Origin of the sequence: Roseibium sp., from assembly GCF_051016195.1 — a bacterium.
Taxonomy (GTDB): domain Bacteria; phylum Pseudomonadota; class Alphaproteobacteria; order Rhizobiales; family Stappiaceae; genus Roseibium.
This window is the reverse complement of the sequence record NZ_CP134616.1, coordinates 3,034,385-3,058,792: the sequence shown is the minus strand read 5'-3', so window position 1 is coordinate 3,058,792 and position 24,408 is coordinate 3,034,385. Positions and strand designations below refer to the sequence as shown.

General features: G+C 60.2%; 16 protein-coding genes. All 16 read right to left on the bottom strand.

The features are described 5' to 3' along the window. Positions 1 to 6: 6 nt before the first annotated feature. The 16 genes from RDA78_RS14020 to glgB all read right to left on the bottom strand — a co-directional run bounded on the left by RDA78_RS14020 (position 7) and on the right by glgB (position 24,405). Complete coding sequence (locus RDA78_RS14020) at positions 7 to 1,134, bottom strand: siroheme synthase (protein WP_434055914.1); 1,128 nt, start codon at positions 1,132 to 1,134, stop codon at positions 7 to 9. After that, positions 1,106 to 3,793 (bottom strand): nitrate reductase, encoded by a 2,688-nt coding sequence (locus tag RDA78_RS14015; protein WP_434055913.1) that lies wholly within the window; start codon positions 3,791 to 3,793, stop codon positions 1,106 to 1,108. Before RDA78_RS14015 ends, RDA78_RS14020 begins: the two co-directional genes overlap by 29 nt. Before the next feature lie 77 nt (positions 3,794 to 3,870). After that, a complete protein-coding gene (gene nirD, locus RDA78_RS14010; RefSeq protein ID WP_306141623.1) occupies positions 3,871 to 4,215 on the bottom strand; it encodes a nitrite reductase small subunit NirD in 345 nt (114 codons plus the stop codon). After that, the gene (nirB, locus tag RDA78_RS14005) at positions 4,212 to 6,665 is read right to left on the bottom strand and encodes a nitrite reductase large subunit NirB (protein WP_434055912.1); all 2,454 of its coding nucleotides are present in this window, start codon (positions 6,663 to 6,665) and stop codon (positions 4,212 to 4,214) included. The genes nirD and nirB overlap by 4 nt, the downstream gene beginning before the upstream one ends. A gap of 4 nt (positions 6,666 to 6,669) precedes the next feature. Next, positions 6,670 to 7,095 (bottom strand): globin family protein, encoded by a 426-nt coding sequence (locus tag RDA78_RS14000; RefSeq protein ID WP_434055911.1) that lies wholly within the window; start codon positions 7,093 to 7,095, stop codon positions 6,670 to 6,672. A gap of 20 nt (positions 7,096 to 7,115) precedes the next feature. Further along, positions 7,116 to 8,876, bottom strand: a complete 1,761-nt coding sequence (locus RDA78_RS13995; protein ID WP_434055910.1) for an ABC transporter ATP-binding protein — start codon at positions 8,874 to 8,876, stop codon at positions 7,116 to 7,118. 10 nt (positions 8,877 to 8,886) lie between these two features. Next, positions 8,887 to 9,969 (bottom strand): ABC transporter permease, encoded by a 1,083-nt coding sequence (locus RDA78_RS13990; RefSeq protein WP_434055909.1) that lies wholly within the window; start codon positions 9,967 to 9,969, stop codon positions 8,887 to 8,889. A gap of 77 nt (positions 9,970 to 10,046) precedes the next feature. Further along, positions 10,047 to 11,399, bottom strand: coding sequence for a CmpA/NrtA family ABC transporter substrate-binding protein (locus tag RDA78_RS13985; protein WP_434056145.1), 1,353 nt, complete (start codon positions 11,397 to 11,399; stop codon positions 10,047 to 10,049). A gap of 417 nt (positions 11,400 to 11,816) precedes the next feature. After that, positions 11,817 to 12,923 carry a CmpA/NrtA family ABC transporter substrate-binding protein gene (locus RDA78_RS13980; RefSeq protein ID WP_434055908.1) on the bottom strand — a complete coding sequence of 369 codons (1,107 nt, stop codon included), beginning with the start codon at positions 12,921 to 12,923 and terminating at the stop codon, positions 11,817 to 11,819. Positions 12,924 to 12,984: 61 nt separating this feature from the next. Beyond that, positions 12,985 to 13,572, bottom strand: a complete 588-nt coding sequence (locus RDA78_RS13975) for an ANTAR domain-containing response regulator (RefSeq protein WP_434055907.1) — start codon at positions 13,570 to 13,572, stop codon at positions 12,985 to 12,987. 157 nt (positions 13,573 to 13,729) lie between these two features. Further along, positions 13,730 to 15,358 carry an alpha-D-glucose phosphate-specific phosphoglucomutase gene (locus tag RDA78_RS13970; RefSeq protein WP_434055906.1) on the bottom strand — a complete coding sequence of 543 codons (1,629 nt, stop codon included), beginning with the start codon at positions 15,356 to 15,358 and terminating at the stop codon, positions 13,730 to 13,732. Position 15,359: 1 nt separating this feature from the next. Then, entirely contained in the window at positions 15,360 to 17,366 is a 2,007-nt protein-coding gene (malQ, locus tag RDA78_RS13965) for a 4-alpha-glucanotransferase (RefSeq protein ID WP_434055905.1), read from the bottom strand. Then, positions 17,363 to 19,462, bottom strand: coding sequence for a glycogen debranching protein GlgX (gene glgX, locus RDA78_RS13960; RefSeq protein WP_434055904.1), 2,100 nt, complete (start codon positions 19,460 to 19,462; stop codon positions 17,363 to 17,365). The genes malQ and glgX overlap by 4 nt, the downstream gene beginning before the upstream one ends. Further along, a complete protein-coding gene (gene glgA / locus RDA78_RS13955; protein WP_434055903.1) occupies positions 19,459 to 20,913 on the bottom strand; it encodes a glycogen synthase GlgA in 1,455 nt (484 codons plus the stop codon). Before glgA ends, glgX begins: the two co-directional genes overlap by 4 nt. Before the next feature lie 2 nt (positions 20,914 to 20,915). Next, positions 20,916 to 22,178 (bottom strand): glucose-1-phosphate adenylyltransferase, encoded by a 1,263-nt coding sequence (gene glgC / locus RDA78_RS13950; protein ID WP_434055902.1) that lies wholly within the window; start codon positions 22,176 to 22,178, stop codon positions 20,916 to 20,918. Positions 22,179 to 22,206: 28 nt separating this feature from the next. Next, positions 22,207 to 24,405 carry a 1,4-alpha-glucan branching protein GlgB gene (glgB, locus tag RDA78_RS13945; protein ID WP_434055901.1) on the bottom strand — a complete coding sequence of 733 codons (2,199 nt, stop codon included), beginning with the start codon at positions 24,403 to 24,405 and terminating at the stop codon, positions 22,207 to 22,209. Positions 24,406 to 24,408: the final 3 nt, after the last annotated feature.

The following is a 24,408-nucleotide window of genomic DNA, read 5'->3' as shown; positions in this document are numbered from 1 at the left end:
AGGCGATCAGCCGAGCGCGGACTGTGCCCGTGTTTGAGCGGCCTGTTCATCCTTGGACGCTCGCGGCGCGCCGGAAACACCTGGTACCAGGCTCACCGGGATACCGGCATCGTCAAGACGCTTCAGGTCGTTTTGCGTATCTTCACACGAGACCGGGTCGCCGGACTTGAGGCGCACGACATGCTTTCCCTGCCGTGCAAGCATTACCATGCGGTCCCTGACATTTTCGTCGGTGGTCCCGGGCTCTGAATCGCGACCGACAAGCATGCGCTTGGCCTCCCGGCGTGCCAGCTCCAGAACAGTGTCGTCAACCCGATCATCGAACAGAATGACATCGGCAGATTGAAGCGTTCTCATGGCCTTCAATGTCAGGTGTTCCGCGTCTCCCGGCCCAGCGCCGACAATCGTCACGCGCCCCGGCGAGGCAGCCCCTGCCTTGTCCAGCAGCGCGTCGATCGCACCTGCGTTCTCTTCGTCCGGAACGGACCGCGCGGAGAAGGCCAGATCGGTGAATCCTTCCCAGAACCTGCGGCGTTCGGGTCCGGCTGAGAGCGTGGCCAGCACATTTGCACGCACACGTCCGGCGAGCGCGGCCCAGTCACGCAGACTGATCGGCAGAAGGGTTTCGACACGGCGGCGAATGGCTTGCCCGAGTATGGGCGCAACACCGTTGGTCGAAATCCCGATCACCACGGGAGAGCGATTGACGATCGAGCCGAACTGAAATTCGCAAAAGGCCGGCCTGTCGATCACGTTGACGGGCACTCCGGCAGCCCGGACGGCACAGAAAAAAGCCTGCGCCTCACCCTCACTTGCTGCGTCGCAGATAGCCAGCGCAGCGCCGTCAAATGAATTCGCGCTCCAGATCCGCTGATGATACACGAAGCTCCCCTTGACGCTGCCACTCGACAAAAGGACAGCAAAAGTTTCATCGAGGCTTGTCGCGTACACGTGTACCTCTGCTCCGGCAGCACCGAGAAGTTCCGCCTTCCAGGCGGCAGCGTCCGTGCCACCCGCGAGCACGACTTTGCGCCCCTTCAATGGAAAGAACAGCGGCAGGCTCGCGAGCGCTTCCACACGAGCCGAACGCCGGCGTTTGGGGGCCTTAACCGGCGCGTGCAATTTGGGCCGCATCGGAGGTCTCCTTGAAATTCTGGTCGAGAATGGACTGGATTTCGGATCGGCAGGACCCGCAATTGGTGCCCGCTTTCAGGCATTCGCCGACAGCCCTGACGGTCGTTGCACCCTCTGCGGCCGCGGCTGCGATTTCCTGGCATCCAACCTGAAAGCACGAGCAGACGATGGCGCCCTTGTCTGGCATGTCGGCGGGAGGACGCCCGGCGAGGACATCAAGCCGCTTGTGGCGCTCGGTGACGGGGGCATCCAAAAGCCCGCAGGCCCATTGCCGCGAGACGGAAACAGGTTCCGTCCCGAAGAAAAAAGCACCGGCAAGCGTGTCACCGGTCCAACCGGCAATGCGCTGAAGCCCGAGGCCAGCATCTTCGAAACGGAGCAACTCAGCGTCGTCGCCCAACAGTGACTGAACGAGGCCGCCGATGTCTTCCTGTTTCCAGCCGGCGAGTTCCACGCGCCATCCGCCAAGTGCGGGTGCGATCGCCCAGTACCCGGTTTGAAAACCGGCCCGCTTTTCGCGCAGGACGGCAAAACCGTACCAGTCGAAACGAAGTTTGCGCAGAGCGACCGGAGTGAATTTCGAGCCCGGCTGGCCGGAAAGCGGATCAACATCGGACGAAACCACCGTATCGATCCGTCCGTCGGACGCGAACTGGTCTGTCCAGTGCATGGGTACGAAAACCGAACCCTTGCGGGCGCGGTCGCTCACCTGGGCGCGGACAACGACAGCACCATGCGAGCTTTTCACTTCCACGAGATCCGCAGCCGAGATACCGGTTGTGGCCGCATCCTCGGGATGCAGTTCTGCGAACGGCTCTGCAATATGAGACGAAAGCCGCGGTGTTTTGCCTGTGCGTGTCATTGTGTGCCAATGATCGCGGACCCTGCCGGTATTCAGAACAAAGGGATAGCGCCTTGCGAGAACAGCCGGAGCGGCCTGTCTGACCGAAACAAAGGCGGCCTTGCGGTCGGCAGTAAAGAACCCGCCTGTCGCGAAGAAACGTGTTGTCCTGTTCCCCTCGCCTTGTCTTTGCGGCCATTGAAACGGCAGCATCATGTCGAACTCGCGTTGGGACAGGTCGCTGCGGGCGCTGATATCAAAGTCTCGGGAACCGCCATTTTGATAGCCTGAGAGCGCCGCATGCTCGCGGAAAATCGATGCCGGACCGTCATAGTCAAACGCCCGCTCGAATCCCATCCGGCGCGCGACTTCGCAGATCTGCCACCAATCCGGTTTGGCATCGCCGGGCGGTGCCAGGAAGGATGTCTGCCTGGATATCCTGCGCTCCGAATTGGTGACCGTGCCGTCCTTTTCACCCCATGCAGCTGCGGGAAGAAGCACGTCGGCGTAGGTGACCGTGTCGGCGGCGTGGGTAACATCCGAAACAACCACGAAGGGACAGGCCTCGAGCGCTGCGGCGACCGCATCCGCATCCGGCAGGCTGTCCACCGGGTTGGTCGACATGATCCAGATCGCCTTGATCCTGCCGTCCCGTACCGCCTTGAACATATCGACGGCTTTCAGCCCCTGATTCTCGGCGATCACAGGGCTCTTCCAGAAGGATTGCACAAGCGCGCGATGGTCCGGATTTTCGATGGCCATATGAGCCGCCAGCATGTTGGCAAGCCCGCCGACCTCTCGTCCACCCATGGCATTGGGCTGTCCCGTTGCCGAGAACGGCCCCATACCGGGACAGCCGATGCGCCCCGTCGCCAGATGGGTGTTGATGATCGCGTTGACCTTGTCCGTTCCGTTGACCGACTGATTGACGCCCTGGCTATAGACGGTGACCGTTTTCGGCGTGCGGGCCACCATCGTGTAGAACGTGGCCAGATCGTGCGGGGAAAGGCCGGTTTCGTCCGCTATCCGGTTGATTTCACACGGCCCGGCCGCGGCCAGCGCGGCGTCGAAGCCGTTTGTGTGCCTTTCGATGTAGGACCGGTCAAGCGCGTCCGTATCTGCTAGAAAGGCCAGCAGGCCATTGAAGAGCGAAACATCCGTATCCGGTTTCAGCGCAAGGTGAAGGTCGGCGATGGCGCAGGTCGCGGTTTCGCGAGGATCAACCACGACCACCCGCATTTGCGGATTCTCCGCCTTGGCCGCCTCAACCCTTTGAAACAGCACCGGATGACACCAGGCCAGATTGGACCCGACCAGGACGAGCAGGTCGCAGGTCTCAAGGTCTTCGTAGGTTCCGGGCACGGTATCACTGCCGAATGCGCGCCTGTGTCCGGCAACCGAAGACGCCATGCAAAGGCGTGAATTCGTGTCGATATTCGCCGAACCGATGAACCCTTTCATCAGTTTGTTGGCGACATAGTAGTCTTCCGTGAGGATCTGGCCTGAAACATAAAAGGCGACGCTGTCTGGACCATGATCCCGGATGGCGCGCGAGAACGTTTCAGCCACAAGATCAAGCGCGGCTGGCCAATCCGCTGTTTTCCCTCCGACTTGCGGATGAAGGATCCTGTCGTCCAGCGACAACGTTTCACCGAGAGCCGAGCCCTTGGAACAGAGCCGGCCGAAGTTTGCCGGATGCTCCGGATCCCCCTTGATTTCAACGGATCCGTCAGCTTGAGGTGTCGCAAGGACACCGCAGCCGACACCGCAATAGGGGCAGGTGGTCTTGACCGTTTTTGTGTTTGTGAAAGCGGTCACCCTGCCCTCCCCGTTCTTTCCTCTCCAGACCCGGACGTCTCGTTGTTTTGCTCAAACGCCATCTTCCGGTCTTTCATTCATCCGGCCCGTCGCGCCAGATCATCGGCGGCAAGCAGCACTTTGCCGTTCTCCACACGTGCGGCGGTCACCGGAACGGAGCCTTCGTCAGCGCCGCGTGCGAGGCCGGTGGCAAGATCGAATACCCAGTTGTGCAGCGGACAGGTAACGGAGGAGCCGTGCACGATGCCCTGGCTGAGGGGACCACCCTTGTGCGGACAGCGGTCATCGAGAGCAAAGACCTCATCATCCACGGTGCGGAACACGGCAATGCATCCGCGGTCGGTCTTCACCACGCGTGCCCCTTCCCGCGGAATGTCGGCAAGATCCCCGATCGCCACCCAGTTTCTCGTTTCCGCGTTCATTCGGCCGCCTCCGCCTGCAGGATCGCCATCGGTTTGAATTCATGCTTGTCCTTGCCGGACACGCGCTCCGACCACGGATCGACCTGGGCGAATTTCTGGCTGAAGACAAAACGCTCGAAATAGGCCTTCCGCTTGTCTTCGTCGTCCATGATCTGGCTTCGGATTTCGTCGTAGCCGATGCGTTTCGCCCACTTGTAGATCCGTTCCAGATAGTGCCCCTGCTCGCGGTACATCTGGGTAAGAGCAACGATATGCTCGAGCGCCTCTTCCTCGGTCTCGACAAGGCCGAGAACCTCGGTACCCTTGATGTCGAGGCCGGCCGCACCGGCGAAATGGATCTCGTAGCCGCTGTCGACGCAGACGACACCGATATCCTTGCAGGTGGCTTCCGCGCAGTTCCGGGGACATCCGGAGACGGCAAGCTTGAGCTTGGCGGGCGTCCAGGACCCCCACATGAACTTTTCGATCTTGATGCCGAGACCGGTGGAATCCTGTGTACCGAAACGGCACCAGTCCGTTCCAACGCAGGTCTTCACCGTCCGCAAGCCTTTTGCATAAGCCTGGCCAGAAACGAAACCGGCCTTGCCAAGATCCGCCCACACGGCCGGCAGGTCTTCCTTCTTGATCCCGAGCATGTCGATACGCTGACCGCCGGTGCACTTCACGGCCGGAATATTGAACTTGTCGACCACGTCGGCGATCGCCCGCAGTTCCTTGGACGAGGTCATGCCGCCCCACATGCGCGGCACGACGGAATAGGTCCCGTCCTTCTGGATGTTGGCGTGAACACGTTCGTTGATGAACCTGGACTGGTAGTCATCGGCGTATTCGTCCGGCCAATCGCTGACCAGGTAGTAGTTGAGTGCCGGACGGCATTTCGCGCAGCCGCCGGAGGACGTCCATTCCAGTTCCTGCATGACTGCGGGAATGGTTTTCAGTTGTTTGGACTTGATCAGCCGGCGCACCTCGCTGTGCCCGAGATGGGTACAGCCGCACATGGGCGTCACCGCTGCCGGGTTGTAGGCGTCGCCGAGCGTCACCTGCATCAGTTGTTCGACAAGTCCCGTGCAGGTACCGCAGGACGCGGACGCCTTGGTGTGCGCCCTCACATCGTCGAGCGATGTCAGTCCCTTCTCGGTGATCGAGCCGACGATCTTGCCCTTGCATACGCCGTTGCAGCCGCAGATTTCCGCATCATCCGGCAAGGCTGCAACGGCCGCCGTAGGGTCCAGGGGGGCGCCCCCCTGATACGCCTGGCCGAAGATCAGTGTCTCTCGCATCTCGGAGACATCGGACTGTTTTTTCAACAGATCGAAGAACCAGGGACCGTCGGAGGTTTCGCCATAGAGAACGGCACCGATGATCCTGTTGTCCTTCAGGACGAGCCGCTTGTAGACCCCGGCAGAAGCATCGCGCAGAACAATTTCCTCGCGATCCTCGCCCTCGGCAAAATCACCGGCGGAATAAAGATCGACACCGGTCACCTTCAGCTTGGTCGCGGTCACGGACCCGGTATATTCAGACGTACCCCCCAGCAGATTGTCCGCAATGATTTCCGCCATTTCATAGAGCGGGGCAACCAGTCCGTAACACATGCCGCGATGTTCGACGCATTCGCCGAGGGCAAAAATGTCCGGGTCGCTGGTACGCATGTCGTCGCCGACCTGAACACCGCGCCCGACGTCGAGCTCGACAGATTTGGCAAGGTCGGAGGACGGACGGATGCCGACCGCCATGACGACAATCGACGCATCGATCTCAGTGCCGTCGTCAAGGCGGATGCCCTTCACCCGCCCGGCCCCGTCATCGAGGATCTCGTGGCTGTTCGCCTTTGTGCGAACCTCGATTCCGCGGCGCTTGAATTCCTCTTCCAGAAGAAAACCGGCGGCCGGGTCAAGCTGACGTTCCATCAAGGTGGGCATCAGGTGCAGCACGGTGACATCCATGCCCTGCATCTTCAGACCGGCAGCCGCTTCCAGCCCGAGAAGGCCGCCACCGATCACGATCGCGCGTCCGCCGCCCTTGGCCGCTTCCAGCATCTTTTCCACGTCGTCCAGATCCCGGTAGGTCAGAACCCCGTCAAGGTCATTGCCCGGAAGCGGGATGATGAACGGATTCGATCCCGTCGCGATCACCAGCTTGTCGTAGTGTGCACTGACACCGTTTTCGGCAGTCACCGTCCTGGCAGTTCGGTCGATTTCCGAAACCCGGGCAGACTTGTGCAGAGTGACCCCGTTCTCGCCATACCAGTCATCGCCATGGGTGATGATATCTTCATAGGCCTTCTCGCCGGAAAGCACCGGCGACAACATGAGCCGGTTGTAGTTCACCCTCGGTTCGGCGTTGAAGATGGTGACGTGATAAGCGTCCCTGCCCTTTTCGAACAGGTATTCCAGCATCCGGCCGGGGGCCATCCCGTTTCCGATGATGACAAGTTTTTTCTTTTCCATCGCTCTACTCCGCAGCCTCCGCGTTTGAATAGGCTGCTTCGATCATCACGTTCGAGAGCGCGGCGTACGCCGCGCTCCAAGCGGTCCGAGTTGCATCGTCGAAGGCGTCTCCGAGACCCTGTTCGAGGGTCCAGATCAGGGCCGCGCCAACCGGCGGATAGTGGGAAGGTTCCACGCCGTATTCCACATGTCTGACCGCAAGTGTCTTCGCAGCCGGCAGGACCGCATCGAAGTCGGACAGCCCGTTCACGACCACGCCCAGGGTGGTCATCAGCTTGCGGCCCTGTTCCTCGATGTCGGATTTGAAGAGCGACCGGATTCCCGGAGCAATCTCGAAAAGCCTGCCGTAGAAAAGCTCGGCCGCCTTGTCGGATATCGGAACGACCTTCTGGAACGAGGCCTGCACGAGCTGGATCTGATCTGGCGTCATGGTTGCTTTCACTCCTGCATTCACTCGGCTGCTTCGACAGCCGCCTTCTGGCGGGCCATGCGCGCTGCGCGTTTTTCCTGGATGGACTTGAGTTGCTCTTCACTGGGGTCCGCGCCGCCTTCATAGGCTTCCAGGAAGTCCAGCAACTCTTCGCGATAAGCGTAATAGTCCGGGTGAGCGAGCAGTTCCTTGCGCGAGCGCGGACGCGGCAGATCGACATCCATGATGTTGCCGATCCGCGCATTCGGCCCGTTCGACATCATGACAACCCGGTCTGCGAGCAGGATCGCCTCGTCGACATCATGGGTGACGCAGATGGCCGTTACCTGTGTCCGCTTCCAGACATCCATCAGGACGTCCTGAAGCTCCCAGCGCGTCAGGCTGTCGAGCATCCCGAAAGGTTCGTCCAGAAGCAGGAGCTTCGGCGAGAGCGCGAACGCACGCGCGATGCCGACGCGCTGTTTCATGCCGTTGGACAGGTCTGCCGCCGCCTTTTGCATGGCATCGGCGAGACCCACCTTCGACAGGTAGTATTCGATGACGTCCCGCTTTTCGGACTTCGACGCATCGGGATAGACCTTGTCGACACCGAGCGCGACATTCTCGTAAGCGGTCAGCCAGGGCATGAGGCTGGGGGCCTGGAACACGACCGCCCGGTCTGGTCCTGCCTGGGTGATATGCGTTCCGTCGAGGATGATCGCACCTTCCGTGATCGGATTGAGTCCCGCGACCATGGAAAGAACCGTCGACTTGCCGCAGCCGGAGTGGCCGATCAGCGTGATGAACTCGCCCTTGTTCATTTTCAGGTCGAAACCGTCGACAACCGTGAGCGGCCCCTTCGGGGTCGGATAGACCTTCTTGAGCTGCGAGAACTCGAGGAAACGATCGTCTTTGACGCTTTCGGCGGCGCGTTCATATGCGGACGGCAGCTTGTCGCCCTTGGGCATCCGCTGCGTGATCGGCACGATGTTCGGCAGGACAATGTCACGTTCCATATCCGCGCCGCGCTCCGCACCGACAGCCATCAGATATTCCGTGATATCGGCTCTCAGCTTGATGAAGTCGTCATCGTGGTTGAGTTCGCCGCGGTCCCGCGGACGCTTGAACGGCACTGCGAATTCCGGTCCGAGCGTCGCCTTGGTGCCGGGCTTCAACGGGATGATGCGGTCGGCAAGCAGGATGGCCTCATCGACATCGTTGGTGATCAGGACAATCGTCTTCTTTTCCTGTTCGCAGATCGCCGCAAATTCGTCCTGAAGCTTGGATCGTGTAAGTGCATCGAGAGCGGACAGCGGTTCGTCGAGCAGGAGAAGTTCAGGCTGCATGGCAAGAGCGCGCGCAACGGCGACGCGCTGCCGCATGCCACCGGAGAGTTCCGCCGGTTTGCGGTCCCTTGCATGGGCAAGGCCGACCATCTCGATATACTTGTCGCAGATGGCCTTGCGTTCCTTGGCGGACTTCTTCTTGAAGACCGTGTCGACGGCAAGCGCGACGTTGCCGGTCACGGAAAGCCAGGGCATCAGGGAATAGGACTGGAACACGACGCCCCGGTCAGGGCTCGGTCCGTCGATCTCTTTTCCCTTGAAGATCACCCCACCCTGATCGGCCTCGATCAGGCCGGCCAGCAGGGAAATCAGCGTGGTCTTGCCCGTGCCGGAGAACCCGACAATGGCAATGAACTCGCCCTCTTCGACCTTCAGATTGATGTCGTCCAGCACATCCGTACGGTTCGCACCTTCGCCGTAGGACTTGGAGACACCGGATATTTCCAGAAAGGACATAAATGTCTCCTTAGCGGTTGGCGCTGAACGTGAATGCGCGCTGCAGGGCGAACATCAGGCGGTCGAGCATGAAACCGATGAGACCGATTGTCAGGACGGCAACCATGATCTTGGCGAGCGACTGGGAAGAGCCATTCTGGAATTCATCCCAGACGAACTTGCCGAGGCCCGGGTTCTGCGCCAGCATTTCCGCTGCGATCAGCACCATCCAGCCCACACCGAGCGACAGGCGCAGACCGGTGAAGATCAGCGGCAGGGACGATGGCAGAACGAGTTTGGTGATGGTTTTCCAGGTCGGCAGCTGGAGAACGCGTCCGACATTCATCAGGTCCTTGTCCACCGAGGCCACACCCAGCGCGGTGTTGATCAGAGTCGGCCACATGGAGCACAGCGTCACGGTCACGGCCGAAATCAGCAGCGACTTCGACAGCCAGTCGTAAGGGTTTGCGTAGGTGGCCGACACGATCATCGTGACGATCGGCAGCCACGCGAGCGGAGAGACCGGCTTGAATATCTGGATAAGCGGATTGATTGCACCGTTGAACGATCTGGACAGGCCGGAGGCGATCCCAAGCGGCACAGCGATAATCGTCGCGATCAGGAAGCCCAGGCCGACGGTCTTGAGCGACGTACCGATCTGGTCGATATAGGTCGGCTTGCCGGTGTAATTCCGCCACTTGATCTTGTCCGTCTTGCCTTCCACCTCGAATTTGGCGTTGCGCGTGTCCTGCCGCTCGTAGAAGGCGTCCGCTTTCTCGCGTTCACGCACGTGGTCGTCCCACAGGTTGACCGCCTGGCTCCAGACCGCTGCAGGTCCGGGCACGGCACCAAGGGAAGTCTGCACCTGCGGTGCGAGCGTCCCCCACAGAACAAGGAAAGCCGCGATGCCGAGAAGCGGGATCAGGAGAACACGCTTGAGTTCACCCAGCTGTTCCTTCGGGCTGTCGCCTGCTGCGATTTTCATCAGCGGCACGAGCCAGGAGAACCCGAGCGCATCCAGCCATCCGCCGGTCTTGTTGATCCAGGTGAACAGTTTTTCTTTCCGGGCGGCCCGGGCGAGATCCTGAGATCCGGCGGTGTCGGCATTGGCCATGGGGTGCGTCCATTATTTTGAATTGAAATTTCAGAAGCGAAGCAGCGGACGGATGCCCGCTGCTTCCTGTGTCAGGTTTAGCCGCCGACGACTTCGCTGCCGTCGACGATCTGCTTGCCTTTCAGGCCGATCGGCAGGCTGTCGATATAGGCGTTCGGCTGCTTGCCGTCGTAGGGAATGCCGTCGATGATGTCGGCTGCCGGGGTCGGTGCGCGGTAGCCGTCGGAATCCCACGGGAAGTCCGCTTCCGCCACATGTCCTTCCTCGACGAGAAGGCGCGCGGCTTTCAGATAGGTTTCCGGCAGATAGACGGACTTGGCGACTTCGTCATACCAGCTGTCCGGCTTGTGCTCCGTGATCTGGCCCCAGCGGCGCATCTGCGTCAGATACCAGACCGCGTCGGAGTAGTAAGGGTAGGTTGCGTAGTAGCGGTAGAAAACGTTGAAGTCCGGGATCTCGCGCTTGTCGCCTTTTTCGAATTCGAACGTCCCGGTCATGGAGTTCGCGATCACCTCGGCATCGGCGCCGACATATTCGGACCGTGCAAGCATTTCCACGGCTTCCATGCGGTTTGCATTGTCGTTTTCATCGAGCCACTTGGCGGCGCGGATCAGCGCTTTGGTTATGGCAAGCGTGGTGTTCGGGTTCTCTTCGGTAAACTCCTTGGTCAGACCGAAAACCTTCTCCGGATTGTTCTTCCAGATCTGGTAGTCCGTGATGACCGGCACCCCGATCCCCTTGAAGACCGCCTGCTGGTTCCACGGTTCACCGACGCAATAACCATAGATCGTGCCCGCTTCGAGCGTTGCCGGCATTTGCGGTGGCGGCGTCACGGAAAGCAGGGCTTCGCCTTGAATCTGACCTGAAATATCGGTCTTGGAGTAAAAGCCTGGGTGAATGTCCCCGGAAGCCAGCCAGTAGCGCAGCTCGTAATTGTGGGTCGAGACCGGGAAAACCATGCCCATGTTGAAAGGCTTGCCTTCGTCGATAAACTGATCGACCACCGGCTTCAGGGCCGATGCCTTGATCGGGTGGACGGGCTTGCCGTCATCCTGCATTTCGATATGCGGCTTCATCATTTCCCAGATTTCGTTGGAAACGGTGATGCCATTGCCGTTGAGGTCCATGGAAAACGGCGTCACGATGTGAGCCTTGGTGCCGAAACCGATCGTCGCGGCAAGCGGCTGTCCCGCAAGCATGTGGGCGCCGTCCAGCTCACCGGTGATGACCCGGTCCAGGAGCACTTTCCAGTTGGCTTGAGGCTCAAGCGTAACGAACAGACCTTCTTCCTCGAAATAGCCAAGCTCGTAGGCGACTGCCAGCGGTGCCATGTCGGTCAGCTTGATGAAGCCGAAAGTCAGTTCGTCTTTCTCGACATCGAGCATTTCCGCGAACGCAGACGATGCCGGAACGCAGGCCGTTGCGGCCATCAGGGCCCCCAACGCCAACCGGCGGGTCATCTGGAATTTCTTCGTGTTTGTCACGTCCTGTTCCCTCTTGTCTTCTGCGCCCTTTTGCGGACGCTGGCTCAAAATGAAAAAGCCGCCGTCTTGGTCTGCGAAAGGGAGGAGAGGTGCAGACCAGAACGGCGGCTTTGCCTGAGCGTCCGTCTATGGACGCAATATGATTTAGGCCAGCGTCGGCCACGGGACATTGATAGCACGAACCGTGCCAACTCAGCCGAAACACCATTCCTTCTTGTTTTTAAGCACGTTACGCATCCGCCCAAATTTGCATCACGGCACCAGATGCACGAATTGTTGGCTGCGATTTGAGGCAAGTGACGGTTTTTTGTGCAGCGCACACACCTGAAAGCGCCCTCATCGGAAGCAGTCCGCATGCGCCTGTCATGCCGGGGCACTATCGAAAAGCAGGATCGATTGTTCCGCCGGCACCGCGCCAATCTGCAGGGCTTCCCGGTAGAGCGCGGGGGAAAATATGTTCAGGACATCGGCTTCGCCTGACGCGGAATAGTCCGCCTGTCCCCATCTGACCATCTGATCGTAAAACCATTTGCCATGCACCGGAGACGGAGCTGCAGCCAAACCGCCGGAAAACTTCAGGAAATCGGGACGCGCAACCGATGTGGTGGCTCCGAAGCGCACATTGCCGCTAAGTGCCGGCCGGCAGAGATCGGGCGCACAAGCCAGATAGTCCGGCCCTGAAAGCAAGTCCGTCAGATGATCCACATTCGCCGGATCGGCACACCAGTCGGCCGCGCGTGACATCGCGCGCATCAGGGCCGCCAGAGTCTCGGGACTTGATTGCGCCCATTTGCGCGTTACGCCCAGCACCTTCTCGGGGCTGTCCGGCCAGATGGCCTGCTTGTAAGTGACAATGCGGCCGGTCCCGGCGACGACGGCGGCCGTGTTCCAGGGTTCGCCGACGCAGTACCCGTCCAGTTGCCCGGCGGCGAGCGCATCTGCCATCAGTTGCGGTGGCAGAACCGTGATCTCGACATCCGCGTCCGGGTCGATATCCGCTGCGGCAAGCCAGTAGCGCAATTCATAAGCGTGACCGGAAAACGGGTGCACGACCCCGAACCGCAAAGAGGGTTCGGCACGCTCGCCGCGCCGAACAACCGCTTTCGCAAGGGCCTTACCCGTCGAGGCCGGATCGCCGTTCCTGTCGGAACCGACATCCGCCATTTCCCGCCACAACGCAGTTGATACGGTTATGGCATTGCCGCCGAGCCCCAGGATCATCGGGGCGAGCATGGGCACCGCGAGGCTGGTCAGGTTCAAGCTCGCTGCGATCGGCATGGGCGCAAGCATGTGTGCGACGTCGAAGTGACCGACGGCGACACGGTCACGAATGTTTGCCCAGGAGGATTCGCGCACGAGCTTAAGGGCTATGCCTTCTTCCTCGGCGAAACCCATCTCCCTGGCAGCGACAAGAACTGCGCTGTCCAGAAGCGGAATAAAGCCTGCAAATACGGGTGTCAGCTGCCCCACGACGTTCCTCCGATTTCCGATTTGGCCGCCTCTCCCCGGCAGAAATTCTGTTTTGACATGTTCAGTCTCCCAGCAAGCCGCTGGCGATGACGAGGCTTTGCGCCACATCGATGATCTTCCGGCTCTGGTTCATCGCGGTGCGCCGCAGAAGATCGTAAGCCGCCTGTTCGGACAGCCCTTTCGATTTCATGAGAATACCTTTCGCGCGGTCGATGGTTTTCCGGTCTGCCAGCTCTGTGCGCGCATCCTCAAGCTCTTTGGAAAGCTTGGAAAACGCGTTGAAGCGGCTGACGGCCATATCCAGGATGGGTTTGACACGTTCACGTTTGAGACCGTCGACCACATAAGCAGACACACCCGCGTCCACGGCTGCTTCGATCGATTGGCTGTCCGCCTTGTCCACGAACATGGCCACCGGTCTTCTGACCGCCCTGGAGACCTGAAACATGTGCTCCAGTTGATCGCGATTGGGATTTTCCAGATCGATTACGATCACGTCCGGATTGATTTCCGAGATCTGTCGGACAAGCCCGTCCATGTTGTGAACGAGAATGACCTCATCATGTCCGGCATCGCGCAGCCCCTCTTCGATGATGGACGCCCGGATCTTGTTATCATCGATGACGAGGATCGAAATTCCGCTACTCATGCCCGCATTATGCGCAGAGCCATTTTTTGTGCAATAATTTTGTTGCACTGCAAAAGAATTTCGGGCTCGCAATCAACAGGGCAGCGCGCCCGCCCCGGTTTGGGGCAGGCTCAAGGGACGACCAAAACGTCCCTTGGATGTGAAAACATGGAGGCCGTCAGGTAATGACGTCGGGACCCGGCCGGTTGAGTTGATCAATTCCGGCGATTTCATGTGCAGCGGCGATCACCGGCGCGAGCGCCGTCTGGACGTCCTGGTCCAGCTTGTCCGGATCGGTCTCCAGTTGTTCGATATAGAGCCGCAAGGTTGCTCCCTCGGTTCCCGTTCCCGAAAGCCTGAAGACGGCCCGTGCGCCGTTGGTAAAGCGGATACGCAGTCCCTGATTGATGCTTTTAGATCCGTCAATCGGGTCTTCATAAGCGAAGCTGTCGGCGGCTTCGACAGTCAGTCCCGCAATCGATTGCCCGGCGAGAGAGGTCAATTGACCGGTCACACGGTCCATCAATGCAGACGCATCCGCCGTCGGGAGCGCTTCGAAATCATGCCGGGAGTAATAGTTCCGGCCAAATTTTTTCCAGTGATCCTGAACCAGTTCGGCAACGGAGCACTTCCTGGCTGCCAGGATGTTCAGCCACAACAGCACCGCCCAGAGACCATCCTTTTCGCGCACGTGATTGGATCCGGTTCCAAAGCTTTCCTCACCGCAGATCGTCGCCCGCCCGGCATCAAGCAGATTGCCGAAGAATTTCCACCCGGTCGGCGTTTCGAAGCATTCGATGCCGAGATCCTCGGCGACCCGGTCCGCAGCGCCGCTCGTCGGCATGGATCGGGCGACACCGGCAATGCCTTTCGCATATCCGGGCGCCAGGTGCGCATTCGCCGTCAGGACGGCAAGGCTGTCGGAAGGCGAGACATAGAAGTTCCGGCCAAGGATCATGTTCCGGTCGCCGTCGCCGTCCGAGGCCGCACCGAAATCGGGGCCCGCATCGCTCATCAGTTCAGCCATCAGTTCCTTGGCCCAGGCCGGATTCGGGTCCGGATGTCCTCCGCCGAAATCGACCGACGGCACGGCGTTGATCGCGCTTCCTTCCGGAGCACCGAGAGAGCCTTCGAGGATCGCCTTTGCATAGGGGCCCGTGATCGCGTGCATCGCGTCGAAACGGACGCGGAACCCGCACCCGATCAGCGTGCGGATTGCGTCGAAATCGAAGAGCTCCTTCATGAGTGCCTCGTAGTCCGTCACCGGATCGACGATCGTGAGGATCATGCCGCCGATATTCTGGTTTCCAAGGCGTTCAAGATCTGCATCGGGCGTCTCTGCCGTGACATATTGCGAGATCGTCTTCGTCGCCTCGAAAATGGCTTCGGTCACACCCTCGGGCGCCGGCCCCCCGTTGGGGATATTGAACTTGAGGCCGAAATCCTCGTCGATGCCGCCGGGATTGTGGCTCGCGGAAAGGATCAGTCCGCCATCCGTCGAGTTTTTGCGGATCAGATGAGACGCGGCCGGCGTCGACAAAAGCCCGCCCCGCCCGGCAATGACCCTTTCCGCGCCGTTCGCGGCCGCCATGCGCAGGATTGTCTGGATCGCTTCGGCGTTGAAGTACCGGCCATCGCCGCCGACCACGAACGTCTTGCCTGCCGCGCCGCCGATCGCCTCGAACACGGACTGGACGAAATTCTCAAGATAGTGCGGTTCCATGAAGACACGGGTCTTTTTGCGCAAACCGGACGTTCCGGGCTTCTGTCCGTCGATCGGTTTTGTTGCAACCACTTTGATATCCATGTCAGTCGTCTCCGTCCGGATAAGTATTCGCGCGTCCGGCAGCGTGCATGAGCGCCGCCGTATCGTTGAGCTCTGGAACCGTGCCAAGCGTTTCCAGCGGTGCCACATAGATGCGACGCCAGTTTGAATGTTCGTCGATCGTCCCCGGCAAATTCTGCGCCTCTTCCTCCTTGAGTATGTCGTCGAGCTGAACCGAAGCCATGGCAACGGGCGCGTGAGCCAGCCGCGCATGAATGGCCGTGCCGGGCTCGACGCCTTCCGGAACAAGGGCCGCAACCGCAGATCGGCGGTCTTCGCGCAAGTGTGCTGCGCCTTCTGCATCGACCCAGCCGAGCCTTTGCCACCAGTCGATGTCGCGTCCCGCACAGTAGCCATAAAGCGTCGGCGTATCATGCGTTGCAAAACACGCCAGACTGTCGGGGCGCAAATGCGCCGGGTCGCGGAAAGACCCGTCGGCTTCCCTTTCGTATTGCAGAACGGAATAACTGTAGAAGCCGCGTGCACCGAGAGCATCGCGAAACCCGTCAGGAACCAGTCCGAGGTCCTCACCGACCACAATGCAGCCCGCTTGATGCGCCTCGATCCCGACCAGTGCTAGCAGTGTCTCGAAGGGCTGCTGGATATAGGCTCCGGGACTGCCGTCATCAGGGATCCAGAAACTCCGATTGAGGCCGAGCACGTGATCGATGCGGATGACACCTGCGGACCGCATGGTCTGCCGGAGCACACTGCGCAGATTGTGATGGTGCGCTTTTGCGCTCAGCGAGGGTGCGAAGGCGGCCAGCTGCCAGTTCTGGCCTTCGGGGCTGAGATGATCGGGCGGTGCACCGAGCGAGACCCCCTGAGCCAGACTGTCCTGGCCCATCCAGGCCTCGGCCCCGTCACGGCGCGCGCCCACGGCAAGATCCAGGTAAAGTCCGAGCGGCATGGCATGCGCACTCGAGATACGCTCCAGTTGCACATTCGCTATCCATTGCAGCCACTTGTGAAAGTCTGTCTCCTGTGGATCTGCGTTCGATTGCGACGCCGTTTTCGGGTCCTTGATCCTCTCGGGCCAGAGCTGCCAGTTTTCACCATGCGTGACGGCAAGCGTTTCGTAAACGGCAAACAGCTGCAGATCATCCCCGCCGGCCGCAACGAAATCTCGGAACTGTGACCGTGCGCCTTCGTCCGCATCCTGCGTGAACAGGGCGAAAAGGTCTCTCAACAAGGGCTGCAGCCGCGCACGGTATTTCTGGTAGTCTATCGCGCGAGCGTCCCGGTCGGCAGCGTCGCGGACCAGGCCCACAAGCTCGCGCGCCCGTTCGTGATCTTCAAGGCCGGGAATGCCGTCAGCAGCGATATGCAGCGTATTCAGAAATCCGCGGTGCGACGGCGAATAGGGACTGGCAATGTCGGTTGTCGACCAGCCCCAGTCATGGATCGGATTGATGCCTAGAAAACCGGCACCCCTTTCCCCAAGCGTGCCGGCAAGGGTTGCGACATCGGAATAGTCGCCAAGACCAAGATTGCGCCCGGACGTCAAACCGTAGAAAGCAGCGGTGACGCCCCAGATCCGCTCGGTTCCGAGGATAGACGCAAGGGACGGCGTCCGTTCGGGTGCGGCTGGAACGAAGGCATCCTGAGTGCGGTCACCGGCGGCGACGGTCAGGTGATAGACCGCCACCTCCAACGCGGGCAGATCCACATGATGCTCGGCGAAGCCCTCCGCGATCTTCCGGCCGCTTTCATCGCACAGCGACCAGTCACAGGACTGCCTGACTGGAATGAGTGCACCATGTCCGGCCGTCACAACGTATTCGGGCGGCACGATGCGGGCATCCTGCTCCGATCTCAGAAGGTCCAGGGAGTGTTCCGCGTCGCTGTCGGTTTCAGCGTCGATGCGCATCGCGCGGAGCATCGCGCGCTTTGTGTCGTCGCTCGTCCGGTGCTCGTTGCCGTCAAGATCATGAAAGGCCGGGAGCACGCCGCAGAGCTGTGCAAGTTCGTGTAACCTTGTCCCGCTCATATGCGTTCACCCGAAGCCGTGAGAGCAAGCACCACGACCGATTGCCCGTGGACGAAAACGATCTCTTTACCTGCATCGGATTTCGGAAAGGCGTCTTCGGCCGAGGTGTCGAGTTCCAAGCACCAGAAGAAGCCTTTGGGACAATCCGGCAGTCGCGCCTCAAGATCGTCATTGTCGCGGTTGAACAAGAGCAGCAGCGTGTCGTGAACCTGGGCTTCTCTCGGACACTCGCCCGATCCCCTGAGGATCAGGGCGAAAGACGACAGCCCCGGATCCCGCCAGTCGAGCGGCCTGCAGTTGAAGTCGAGCCACTCGACATCGGGCAATTCGTCCAGCGCCCGCGTCGCACCGTGCAGAAACCGGGTTTGCCTCAGGCTGGAATGGTCTTTCCGGAGCGCCGCAAGCCCTGCGACGAAATCGGCAAGCGCATCGTCCCGGTTTTCCCAGTCGATCCACCCGATCGGGTTGTCCTGGCAATAGGCATTGTTGTTGCCGCTCTGACTGTTGCCGATTTCATCCCCTGCAAGCAGCATCGGCGTGCCCTGCGACAGGAAAAGCGTCGCAAGCAGATTGCGCTGACGGCGTGATCTGTTTGCTTTAATCACTGGATCGTCGCTGTCGCCCTCGACACCGAAATTGTCGCTGAAATTTGCGTTGTGGCCGTCCCTGCCATCTTCGCCGTTGGCCAGGTTATGGCGCCGCGAATAGCGGGTAACATCGGCCAGCGTGAAGCCGTCATGCGCGGTGATCAGGTTGACCGACGACGAGGCCCGGCGGCTGTCACGGTCGAATTGGCTTGCCGAACCCAGTACACAGCCCGCCAGTTCCTGTGTGCTGTGATCATCACCGCGCCAGTAACGCCGGCTGGTGTCGCGGAAACGGTCGTTCCACTCGCCGAATTCAGGCGGGAACTGGCCGAGTTGATAGCCGCCCGGACCGATATCCCAGGGCTCTGCGATGAGATGCACATCGGCAAGCACCGGGTCCTGCCGCAGAGCGTCGAAAAAACCGCCATTCGGGTCGAAGCCATGCGCTTCGCGGCCGAGTGTTGTTGCCAGGTCGAACCGGAAGCCGTCGACGCCCATGACCTCGACCCAGTAGCGCAGGCTGTCGAGGATCATGCGCAGCACGAAGGGATGCGACGCATTGACGGTGTTGCCGGTCCCCGTATCGTTGACATAGTAGCGGGACTGCCCCTGTATCAGCCGGTAGTACGACGCATTGTCGATCCCGCGGAAACCGAGTGTCGGCCCCCTGTGATCTCCTTCCGCAGTGTGATTATAGACCACGTCCAGGATGACCTCGATACCCGCTGCGTGGAACCGCTGCACCATGGCGCGGAACCCGGCTCGTCCTGCCGGACCGTGATATCGCGGTTCCGGCACGAAAAATCCGATCGTGTTGTAACCCCAGTAGTTCCGAAGACCTTTCCTGGCCAGAAAGGCATCATCGACAAAGGCATGAACAGGAAGAAGCTCGATGGACGTGACACCAAGCTTTTGCAGATGTTCCAGCACCGGCCCCGATGCAAGTCCTTCATAGGTCCCGCGCAGTTCTTCCGGAACGTCCGTGAATTGTTTCGTCAGTCCCTTCACATGGGTCTCGTAGATCAGCATCTCGTCCGACCGGCAATGCGGCCGTTCCACCTCCGGGACAAGTGCCTCCGGCGCGCTCACCACGGATTTCGGAACATATGGCGCACTGTCAAGCGTGCTGAAGGAGAGATCGCCGGCAGGGTCTGAAGGGGTGAAACCGAGCAAGGCCTCGTGTTGACCAAACGCCCCCCTCAATTCGCGTGCATAGGGATCAAGAAGCAGCTTGTTCGGATTGAACCGGTGTCCGTGCTCGGGGGCATAAGGTCCGTGCACCCGGTACCCGTAGAGGGATCCGGGTTGAATGCCCTGCAGATAGCCATGCCAGACCGGGCCGCTGCGCTCCGGCAGGGTGATACGTGCCGTTTCGCTGACGCCGTCGTCGGAAAAGAGACACAGGTCCACCTTCTGCGCATTGGCCGAAAAGAGCGCAAAATTCGCACCTTCGCCATCGAAGAGGGCACCCAGCCGGTTTGGTGAACCCGGCAGCATGATTGTGCTCATCCAGCACCCTCGCTACGGCTGTCGAAAAGGGACTGAAACAGGGCCTTGTAATCGGTGGCCGAGCTGTCCCAGCCGACCGGGTGACGCATCGCGTTGCGCATGAGCGATGTCCAGCGCTTGCGGTCCGAAAACAGCGTGCAGGCGCGGTCGATGGCATCGGTGAGAGCATTTGCGGTCACGGGCGCAAACTGAAAACCGGTCGCGCATCCGGCCTTGAGCGCGGCATCACTGGCATCAATCACCGTGTCCGCAAGACCGCCGGTGCGCGACACGACCGGCAGGGTCCCGTAGCGAAGTCCGTAGAGTTGCGTGAGACCGCAGGGTTCGAAACGCGACGGGATCAGGATCGCGTCCGCGCCGGCCTGCATCAGATGGGAGAGCTTTTCGTCGTAACCGATGATCGCACCGACGCTTCCGGCATGCTCGACAGCAGCCTTGCGAAAGGCGCCCTCAAGCTGACTGCCGCCACTGCCAAGCAGCGCCAGCCGGCCGCCCCTGCCCACCAGCGTCGGCAAGGCATCCAGCAGCAGGTCGAGACCTTTCTGTTCGGTTAGCCGGCTGATGACGCAAAAGAGCGGAGCGTCCGGATTGCTGGAAAGACTGAACCGCTTTTCGAGCGCCGTCCGATTGACCGTCTTCCGCTTGAGCGCTCGCGCCGTGTAGTTCTCGGCAATCGCCGGATCCGTCTCCGGGTCCCAGACCTCAAGATCGATCCCGTTGAGAATCCCGGCAAGGTCGGCCTTGCGCGCCTGCAACAATCCCTCAAAGCCCATGCCGAATTCCGGCGACATTAATTCGCGCGCGTAAGTCGGGCTCACCGTGGTGATACGCCGTGAGGCGACAACGCCCGCTTTCAGGAAACTTATCTGTCCGTAATATTCGTAGCCTTCGGGAGAAAAACCGTCCGCATCGAGGTTGAGTTCGTCCATCAAGTCTGAAGGAAACAGACCCTGGAAGGCGATGTTGTGAATGGTCAGCACGCAGGAAATGTCAGACCCTTGCTGGCGCAGGTGCCAGGGAGCAAGTCCTGCCTGCCAGTCATGAGCGTGCAGGATATCGGGCCGCCAGCCCGCGATCCCGTTGAGCGCGACATGAACGGCGGCTTCGCACAGCGCTGCGAAGCGCTGCGCGTTGTCGGGCCAGTCTTCCCCGCTCTCATCGAGATAGATGCCCGCGCCCCGATCGAACAGACCGGGTGCATCCAGCAGGATGAGCGAGATCCCTTCCGCTTCGACACAAACGAGACGCGCGGGACTGCCCTGCAGAACGCCAAGGTCATGCTCGACCTTGGCCTTGCCGGCAAGGCCTTTCAATGCCGGGTAAAGCGGCAGGATTACCCGGCTCTTGATCCCGTGCGGTTCAAGCGCTTTCGGCAACGCGCCGACGACATCGGCCAGTCCTCCGGTTTTTACGAATGGCGCGCATTCGGAAGCAACAAGGAGGACGTTCATCTTCAGGCCTCTAGTTTGTCGATCATGTTCTGCGTGATCAGGCAGATACCGTTTTCGGTCCGGCGAAACCGCTTGGCGTCCATTTCCGGATCTTCGCCCACAACGAGGTCCTGAGGGATCTGGACACCCCTGTCAATGACGACATTTGTGAGCCTGGCGTTCCGGCCGATATCGACATGCGGCATCGCCACCACGCCTTCCAGGCGCGAATAGGAGTTGCAGCGCACGCCCGTGAACATCAGGCATCTGAGCAGGCTGGAACCGGAAATGATACAGCCGCCGGACACCATGGAGGAAATGGCCTGGCCGCGCCGGCCTTCCTCGTTGTGTATGAATTTCGCCGGCGGGTTCAGTTCCTGATACGTCCAGATCGGCCACTCGGTATCGTAGATGTCGAGGCTGGGCGTGAAATCGGTCAGGTCCAGGTTCGCCTGCCAGAAGGCATCGATTGTTCCCACATCGCGCCAGTACGGTTCTTTTTCAAGGCCGCTCTGAACACAGGAGCGGCTGAAGGGATGCGCGAACGCCTTCCCGTTCTTGACCAGTTTCGGAATGATGTCCTTGCCGAAATCGTGGCTGGATTTTGGATCCGCAGCGTCTTCCCGCAGGATATCGAACAGGAACTTTGTCTCGAAAACGTAGATGCCCATGCTGCAAAGCGCCAGGTCCGGATTGCCCGGCATTGACGGCGGGTCGGCTGGTTTCTCGACAAAGTCGGTGATCAGGTCGTTTTCGTCGACGGCCATGACACCGAAGCCTTTGGCCTCTTCCAGAGTCGCCTCGATGCAGCCAACCGTGACCTCCGCACCGGAATTCACATGCTGCTCCAGCATCTTGGAGTAGTCCTGCTTGTAAATGTGATCTCCGGCCAGCACGATCATGTATTTGGGCGCATAGCTTTCGATGATGTCGATGTTCTGGTAGACGGCATCCGCGGTTCCCAGATACCAGCTCTCTTCGTTGACCCTTTGGGACGCCGGCAGGATATCCATGGATTCATTTCGTTCCGGACGGAAGAACCCCCAGCCGCGATGCAGATGGCGAATAAGGCTGTGCGCCTTGTACTGCGTGGCCACACTGATGCGCCGGATCCCGGAGTTGATGGAGTTGGAGAGAGCGAAATCGATGATGCGCGTCTTGCCGCCGAAAAAGACGGCCGGTTTCGCGCGCCGGTCGGTCAGTTCCTTCAGCCGGCTGCCCCGTCCGCCCGCAAGGACAAATGCCATCGCCTGCCGCGCGAGACTGCGTTGATCCTGCATCGACATCCCAGTTCCTCCCCTGTTGCCAGCCCGGTCATGTTGCCGGTGCTTCACATTCGAAGAACAGAGTACATAAAGGCGGAAGCGTAAGGCAAAGCGAAAATGGCTGTCCGGACCAGGCAACTTCGTCGGCAGACACGCCCCCCAGGTTTCCGGCCCCGCCTCCGCCATAAACTTCGGCATCCGTATTGACGCGTTCCACCCACTTTCCCCGTTGCGGAACGCCGATACGGCGGCCTGTGCGCATCACAGGCGTGAAATTGCTCACCACGAGCACAGTCGGCGTGCCGGGCTTGCCGCGCCTCACCCAGGCGAAGACGGAATCATCGGCATTCGATTCCATCCACTCAAACCCTTCCGCCTTGCTGTCGAGTTCGTAAAGCGCAGGTGTTTGCGCATAGAGCCGGTTGAGATCGCGCACAAGGTTCTGGACGCCTTTGTGCAGATCGTTGTCCAGAAGATGCCAGCCGAGGCTTTCGTTGTGGTTCCACTCCCATCCTTGCCCGAACTCACATCCCATGAAGAGCAGCTTCTTGCCGGGGTGTCCCCACATGAACCCGTAATAGGCCCGAAGGTTTGCGAACTTGTCGGGGCCGTCGCCTGGCATCCGGTCGAGAATCGATCCCTTGCCGTGCACCACTTCATCGTGGCTCAGGGGAAGAACGAAATTCTCCGAAAAAGCATAATGCAGCCCGAACTCGATCTTGTTGTGATGGTACTTCCGATGAACCGGATCCTGCTGCATGTAGGAGAGCGTGTCGTTCATCCACCCCATGTTCCACTTGAAGCCGAACCCCAGCCCCCCGGCATCCACGGGCGCGCTGACACCCGGAAAAGCGGTGCTTTCCTCGGCGATCGTCATCACCCCATCCGTGTCGGCATAGACAAGCGTGTTGGCGCGTTTCAGAAAGTCGATCGCCTCAAGGTTCTCGCGACCGCCGAAGGCGTTCGGAACCCATTCACCCTCGTTGCGCGAGTAATCCCGGTAGAGCATCGACGCGACCGCATCGACCCTGAGCCCGTCGACATGGTGTTCACGCATCCAGTAGAGCGCATTGGCGATCAGGAAGTTCTGAACTTCCGTTCGGCCGTAGTTGTAAATGTAGGTTCGCCAGTCGGGATGCCAGCCTTCCTTGGGATCGGCATGTTCATAAAGCGGCGTGCCGTCAAACCGTCCAAGACCGTGCTCGTCTTCGGGAAAATGTCCGGGAACCCAGTCGATGATCAGACCCAGTTCAGCTTCGTGGCACGCATCCACGAAGGCTCGGAACTCGTCGAGCGTGCCATAGCGGATCGTCGGGGCGAACAGGCCGATGGGCTGATAGCCCCATGACCCGTCGAAGGGGTGTTCCGAGATCGGCAGCAGTTCGATATGAGTGAATCCCATGTCCCTTGCATAGGCAACGAGTTCGCGGGCGTGCTCCAGATAGGAGAGTGGCCGGTTCCCGTCTTCCGGGATCCGCCGCCAGGACCCGAGATGCACCTCGTAGATCGAGATTGGCTGATCGATACGCTGTTTTTCGCCACGCACCGACATCCAGCGGTCATCATTCCAGGTGTAGCGGTCAAGGTCCCGCACCACCGACGCCGTCTTCGGAGGATGTTCCGCACCAAACCCGAACGGGTCGGCTTTTTCTGGAAGAAGAGTGCCGCCGCCATCCGTCAGTTCGAACTTGTAGACGGTTCCGTCCTCCAGCTCCGGCATAAAGATTTCCCAAACGCCCGTGCCGCCACATTTGCGCATGACATTCCGGCGGCCATCCCAGGCGTTGAAATTACCGACGAGCGAAACGCGCCTGGCATTGGGAGCCCACACGGCGAAATGCGTGCCGCGAACGCCCTCATGCTCCATCACGTGCGCACCCAGTTTTTCCCAAAGGCGCAAATGCGAACCTTCGCCGATCAGGTATTCATCAAGCTCCCCGAGAACCGGACCGAACCGGTAGGCATCACCCGCTTCCCAGGTATCGCCGCCGCGTTTGAAGCGGAGACGGTAGTCAAAGCGGTCCGAGCTGTCGGTGACTGCTTGAAAAACCCCGGCTGCCCCGTGGGGAGCAAGAACGGCAATGCGCGCACCGGTGTCGGCATCGATCGCCTCGACTTCATCGGCATCCGGGTGGAAGACGGTCAGGCTCTGCTTGCCGCCGGTCTCATGCAATCCCAGAACAGAGAAGGGATCGTCAAAGCGGCCTTCGCTGATCTGCTCAAAGGGGCTGTGACCGGCCACGCTCATGTC